The 6,000-nt window shown below is 59.5% G+C and carries 5 protein-coding genes; 3 read left to right on the top strand and 2 right to left on the bottom strand.

All coding sequences use genetic code 11. From position 1 onward, the window contains the following. Positions 1-846 (top strand): hypothetical protein (locus NW862_RS08715; protein ID WP_414427096.1); only part of this gene is annotated, 846 nt, incomplete at its 5' end. Here the strand turns inward: NW862_RS08715 and NW862_RS08710 are convergent. Continuing rightward, entirely contained in the window at positions 843-1,850 is a 1,008-nt protein-coding gene (locus tag NW862_RS08710; protein WP_414334194.1) for an aspartate-semialdehyde dehydrogenase, read from the bottom strand. The genes NW862_RS08715 and NW862_RS08710 overlap by 4 nt on opposite strands. 35 nt (positions 1,851-1,885) lie before the next feature. Continuing rightward, positions 1,886-3,010 (bottom strand): 3-dehydroquinate synthase, encoded by a 1,125-nt coding sequence (aroB, locus tag NW862_RS08705; RefSeq protein WP_414334192.1) that lies wholly within the window; start codon positions 3,008-3,010, stop codon positions 1,886-1,888. Positions 3,011-3,212: 202 nt separating this feature from the next. Between aroB and NW862_RS08700 the strand changes: the two genes are divergently transcribed. Both NW862_RS08700 and NW862_RS08695 read left to right on the top strand, forming a co-directional pair. Then, positions 3,213-3,443, top strand: coding sequence for a DUF4327 family protein (locus tag NW862_RS08700; protein ID WP_414334190.1), 231 nt, complete (start codon positions 3,213-3,215; stop codon positions 3,441-3,443). Positions 3,444-3,593: 150 nt separating this feature from the next. Then, positions 3,594-5,876 (top strand): RelA/SpoT family protein, encoded by a 2,283-nt coding sequence (locus NW862_RS08695; protein WP_414334189.1) that lies wholly within the window; start codon positions 3,594-3,596, stop codon positions 5,874-5,876. The last annotated feature ends 124 nt before the right edge of the window (positions 5,877-6,000 follow it).

Raw genomic sequence — 6,000 nt, 5'->3', positions numbered from 1 at the left:
CCCACGCCCACGCCAACACCGGCTCCGACTGCCCCGACTTTTGCCAAGGCATTTAGCCCCACCTCAGTGGCCGCCGGCCCCACTGCCAAAACAACCCTGACCTACACAATTACCAACACAGCCGCCTTGCCCCTGACCGGCCTCTCTTTCTCCGATCCGCTACCTGCCGGCTTAATTGTCGCCACTCCCAATAACTTGAATAATGGCTGTGGTGGGACGGTGGCCGCTCCGCCAGGGGCAAATTCCATCTTGCTGGTCAACGGCTCGTTGGCAGCTAACGCCAGTTGCACCATCAGCCTGGATCTTCAAGTTACGGCCACCACAGCGGGATCCTTGACCAGCCCAGCAGTAGTCCTCAGCAGCAACCAGGCGCCCAATGCTACCGCTGCTGCTATCAACCTGGCGGTAACGGTGCCAGCTCCCACCTTTACCATGGCCTTTTCTCCTAACCCGCTTGGCCCACTTGGCCCGGCCCCTGTTACCGGCACTGGAACGCTCACCTTTACCATCACCAACAACGCCGCTATACCCTTGACCGGTGTGAGCTTTAGCCACACCTTGCCGGGAGCGCCGTCTTTGACAGTAGGGCCTGGCGTACCTCCTCCCTTACCTGCTACCTGCGGTGCTGGAGCTAATCTCGCAGCTAACGTGGGTGGGAACACCATTCAATTCACCGGAGGGTCAGTGGCTGTAGGCGGAACCTGCACAGTCACTATCCCCGTGCAGACGGCTCCCTTGCCAGCACCCGGCACCTACTCTTACCCCAACTCCCCTGTCACGTTGAACAGCACGCAGGCGGCTCCTGTTCAGGCCGGGCCTGTTACTTGGACAGTGGTGGTGAACTAGTCCTTCAAAAGCAGCTCGGCAATTTGAATGGCGTTGAGGGCTGCTCCTTTGCGGATCTGATCCCCGCACAGCCACAGCTCTAGGGCTTTGGGCTCGGAGATGTCCTGGCGGAGGCGGCCCACGGCCACTTCGTCTTTGCCGGCTACATCAATGGGCATGGGGAAGCGGTTGCGTTCCCAATCTTCGATGAGCACCACCCCCGGAGCCTGGGCCAGAATTTGTCGGGCCTTTTCCACCGGGAAGGGCTGCTCGAACTCCAGGTTGAGGGCCTCGGCATGGGTGCGCAGCACCGGTACCCGCACGCAGGTAGCCGTCAGCCGTAGGTGGGGGGATCCCATAATTTTGCGGGATTCGTTGACCATCTTCATCTCTTCCTGGCAGTAGCCGTTTTCTTGCAGGGGGCTGTTGTGGAGGAAGAGGTTGAAGGCAATGGGATAGGGGAACACCTGCGGCTGCAACGGTTGGCCTTGCAGGTAGGCGCGGGTTTGCTCCTCTAGCTCCACCATGGCGCGGGCCCCGGCCCCGCTAGCGGACTGGTAGGTGGCAGCCACCACGCGGCGCAGCGGGATGTGGCGATGCAGCGGGTAGATGGCCACGCACATTAGGATGGTGGTGCAGTTGGGGTTGGCGAGGATCCCCTGGTGGCGAAAGGCTTCTTGGGGGTTGACCTCCGGCACCACCAGCGGGACATCGGGATCCAGGCGGAAGGCGCTGGAGTTGTCGATTAGCACTGCCCCTGCCTCGACGATGGCCTTGGCCCAAGTTTTGGAAACACTTGCCCCGGCAGAGGCCAACACCAGATCCAGACCCCGAAAGGACGCTTCTGCAACCGGCTCCACCGGGATCCGTTCTCCCTTGAAGGTCAAGTGGGTGCCCGCCGAGCGGGGCGAGGCCAACAGCTTCAGCTCTGCCACCGGAAAGCGGCGCTCTTCCAGCAGCTTTAGCAGCTCCATTCCTACGGCTCCTGTGGCCCCCAAGATGGCTACCCGTTGTTGCCGTCCCATGCTTTCTTGTCCTCAGGTCTTCCTAATTCTAGGGTTCAAGAGGTTCCTGTCATTGCGGCCAGAGCGGCCTGCACATCCGCCAGCTCAACTTGATCGGTCAGCTCCGCTTGGCCAATCCGGCGGGGCAGAACGAAGCGGATCCGCCCTTGCTTGACTTTTTTGTCTGCCTGCAGCGCCTGCAGCACCGCCTCCCAAGGGATCCCGGCGGGCCAGTGGCTGGGCAGCCCTGCCCTTTCGATAAGGCGTCGCTGCCGCTCGGCCTCAGTCGCGCTCCACCACCCCAGGCGACGGGCGATCTCCCCCGCAGCCACCATGCCGATGGCAACGGCCTCCCCGTGCAGGTAGCGGCGGTAGCCGGTAACGGCTTCCAGGGCATGGCCGAGGGTGTGGCCGTAGTTGAGGATGGCCCGCAGGCCCCCCTCTCGTTCGTCCTGTTGTACCACCCAGGCTTTGCACTCGGCACAGCGGCGCAGCAGATAGTGCAGGTCGGCGGGAGCAAAGTCGGCATAGCGGCTCAGCTTGGGCCGGTCTTGCAAAAACTCAAACAGGTCGGCAGCCTGGATGACGCCGTATTTGATCACTTCCGCCAGGGCAGAGGTAAATTCCCGCCGGGGCAAGGTCTGCAACACCGTTGGATCGATCCACACCAGGCGCGGCTGGTAGAAGGCCCCAATTAGGTTTTTCCCGCCGGGATGGTTGACGCCGGTCTTGCCGCCGATGGCCGCATCCACCATGGCCAAAAGCGAGGTGGGCACCTGCACCCAAGGGATCCCGCGCAGCCAGGTGGCGGCAGCAAACCCCACCATATCCCCGATTACCCCGCCTCCCAGGGCCACGAGGGTGGAAGAGCGCTCCAGGCCAAAGCTCAAGGCAGCATCGTAGATCTTGGCCACCGAGCGCAGGGTCTTGTAGCGCTCGCCGGCGGGCAACAGAAAAAGATGAGCGGCAAACCCGGCTTGCTGCAACCCTTGCACCAACTTTTCGGCAAAATGCTTGGCAATACCCGGATGGCTCACCACCAGCACCTTGCCGGCTAGCCCCAAAGCTCGCATCTGGGATCCCAACTGGCTGAGGCTGTGGCCGCCGGAACCTGCGGGGGACTGGATGAGAATGTCGTAGGAGCCGTGGGGAAGCTTGACAGGGATCAGACAGGGATCCATAGGTGCTGCTGTTGGAAGGGTTGGGATCCAGTGTGGCATGGTCTTTCAGGCAGGTGCGGGTTATCCCTACAGTTATCTGCACTACAAAGTTGTATCTCTTGCTACGAAACGAGACCCAGTTCTATGATGGAGATGGCCAGGCAAGTCCAGATTCCTTCTGGCCCTCCGGTGCATCCCATTCATCCCACCTGTAGGTTAAGCCATGCCCACTTTACAAGCCACCCACTATGCGGTTGAGGCTATTCAGGAGGAAGCTCGTCGCCTCATCCGGGAGGGGGTTCTGCGCCGCTCTGAAGCCATTTCCCACCTGCAGCCTTTTTTCCCACAGCGGGAGTGGCAGGCAATTGCCCAGGAGTTGGAGCTGCAAGACTACTGCCCCTCGGATCCCCTCTGCGATTTAATCGGCGATTGCGAGGAATGGGGCGAAGACTAATCTCGCTCTGCTGAGGATATCCAGCAGGCAGCGTCGGTGGCTCGCCGGCGCTTCGCTTTTTATCCGGTATTTTTTCTCTCTCCAATCTGTTGGCGGTCGAGCTGGATGAACTATAGTCAGTAATTAAACATCCTGTTTCTCCGGGTTCACATGGGTCAGACTGCTGTCCTTGCCACCTCAGATAGAGGTCTTGACCTAAACAGCCTCGACTTTGAGGTGCCGGGATGGCTGCGCGCTTTGCTTTCCGGTGCTGAGGATCCCGGCGATGGGCTGCGGCCCTACACGGCTGAAGAAGCCGATCTGCTGCGCCGTGCCTTTGAGTTTTCCTATTGTTTGCATCAGGGCCAAAAACGCAAATCAGGGGATCCCTACATTGCCCATCCAGTAGCCGTGGCTACGCTCCTGCGAGAGCTGGGGGGAGATGCGGTGACGGTGGCAGCGGGCCTTTTGCACGATGTTGTCGAAGATACAGAGGTCACCCTAGAGGCGCTGGAAGCCGAATTCGGCTCAGAAGTTCGCCTACTGGTAGAGGGAGTTACCAAACTTTCTAAGTTCAATTTCTCCAGCAAAACCGAGCAGCAGGCCGAAAATTTCCGCCGCATGTTTGTGGCCATGGCCAAAGACATTCGAGTCATCGTGGTCAAGCTGGCGGATCGCTTACACAACATGCGCACGCTGCAGTACCTCTCCCCCAGCAAGCAACGGCAAATTGCGGCCGAAACGATGGAAATTTTTGCCCCTCTGGCCAACCGACTGGGGATCTGGCATTTCAAGTGGGAGCTGGAGGATCTGGCTTTTAAGTATTTGGATTACGAAGCCTACCGAAAGATCCAGGAATTGGTCAACGCCAAGCGCGCTGAGCGAGAGGCGGAGATCCAAGCTTTTATCGAAGAGCTGCGTCAAAACCTCATCCAAGCGGGGCTGGAACATTTTGAGATCAGCGGGCGGCCCAAACATCTGTACAGCATCTACCGCAAGATGCAGCAGCAGCGCAAAGAATTTCACGAGATTTACGATCTCTCGGCAGTGCGGGTAATCGTGCAGACCAACAGCGAGTGCTATCGGGTGCTGGCGGTCGTTCACAACTGCTTCCGCCCTATCCCTGGGCGCTTCAAAGACTACATTGGCTTGCCCAAGGCCAATCGCTACCAATCTTTGCATACGGCGGTGATCGGCCCGCAGGGAAGACCGGTGGAGGTGCAGATCCGCACCGAAGAGATGCACCGCGTGGCCGAGTACGGGATCGCCGCCCACTGGAAGTACAAGGAGGCTGGCAGCACCACCGTTAGGCCGGACGAGGAGCGCTTTACCTGGCTGCGGCAGCTACTGGAGTGGCAAAACGACCTCAAAGACGACAAAGAGTATCTGGAGACCATTCGCGAGAACTTGTTTGAGAGCGAGGTTTACGTTTTCACGCCCAAAGGGGATTTGCTGGCTTTGCCGCAGGGATCCTGTCCGGTGGACTTCGCCTATCGCATCCACTCCGAAGTTGGGGATCACTGTGCGGGGGCGCGGGTCAACAACAAGATCGTGCCTTTGGATACCCGCCTGCGCAATGGGGATATTGTGCAGATCATCACGCACAAAAATGCCCATCCCAGCTTGGACTGGATCAATTTCGTTGCCACCAGCTCGGCCCGCAATCGCATTCGCCAATGGTTTAAGCGCTCGAATCGCGAGCAAAACATCGCCCGGGGTCGGCATTTGCTGGAGCGGGAGCTGGGCAAAACGGGCTTTGATGCCCTGCTCAAATCCGAGCGGATGCAAAAGGTGGCCGAGAAGCTCAACTACGCCAGCGTAGAGGATTTGTTGGCGGCTCTCGGCTATGGCGAGACAACCCCCACGCTGGTGCTCCATCGGCTACAGGAGGTCAGCAAACCGGCAGTCTCTCCCCCCACAGAGGCAGGAGCGATCGAGGGATCCAAGCTGTTGTTGCCGCGGCCTGGGGCGGCTTCTGGCTCCCGCAAATCCCAGTCCCCCATTTTGGGGGTGGAGGGCCTGAAACACCAGTTGGCCAAGTGTTGTAACCCGCTGCCCGGGGATCCGATCTTGGGCGTGGTCACCCGCTTCAAAGGCATTAGCATCCATCATCGGGACTGCCCGCGGGTGGCCCAGGTTTCGGGAGAACGCTTGGTGCCGGTGCGCTGGAATGAAGAGCAACTGCAGCAAAATGCTCAGATTTACCCGGTAGAACTGCATCTGGAAGTCATCGACCGCGTCGGGGTGTTGCGGGATATCCTGTCCCGCCTGTCGGATCAGAGCATCAATGTTCGCAACGCCAAGGTACAAACTTTTGCCAACCGCACTGCCCTAATCGATCTCTGTATCGATGTGCGCGACAAAAAGCAACTGACCCAAATTCAGAATCAACTGCGCCAGCTTTCTGACGTGCTCGTGCTGCGCTCCCGCCATTACCAGAATGGATCCCGTTGACCTACACCTGACCCTCCGCTGCTACGGGTTCTTGACGCCATCCCCTCGCAACTGGATCCCCTGCTCTGGGTCAGGTGTTGTCCCGTCCCGATCCCTACCGCCTTTAGTCTTGGCTGTCCTGCCA

Source organism: Synechococcus sp. H55.8, assembly GCF_047462375.1.
In the GTDB taxonomy this organism is placed as follows: domain Bacteria; phylum Cyanobacteriota; class Cyanobacteriia; order Thermostichales; family Thermostichaceae; genus Thermostichus.
This window is presented reverse-complemented; position numbering and strand designations above follow the sequence as displayed.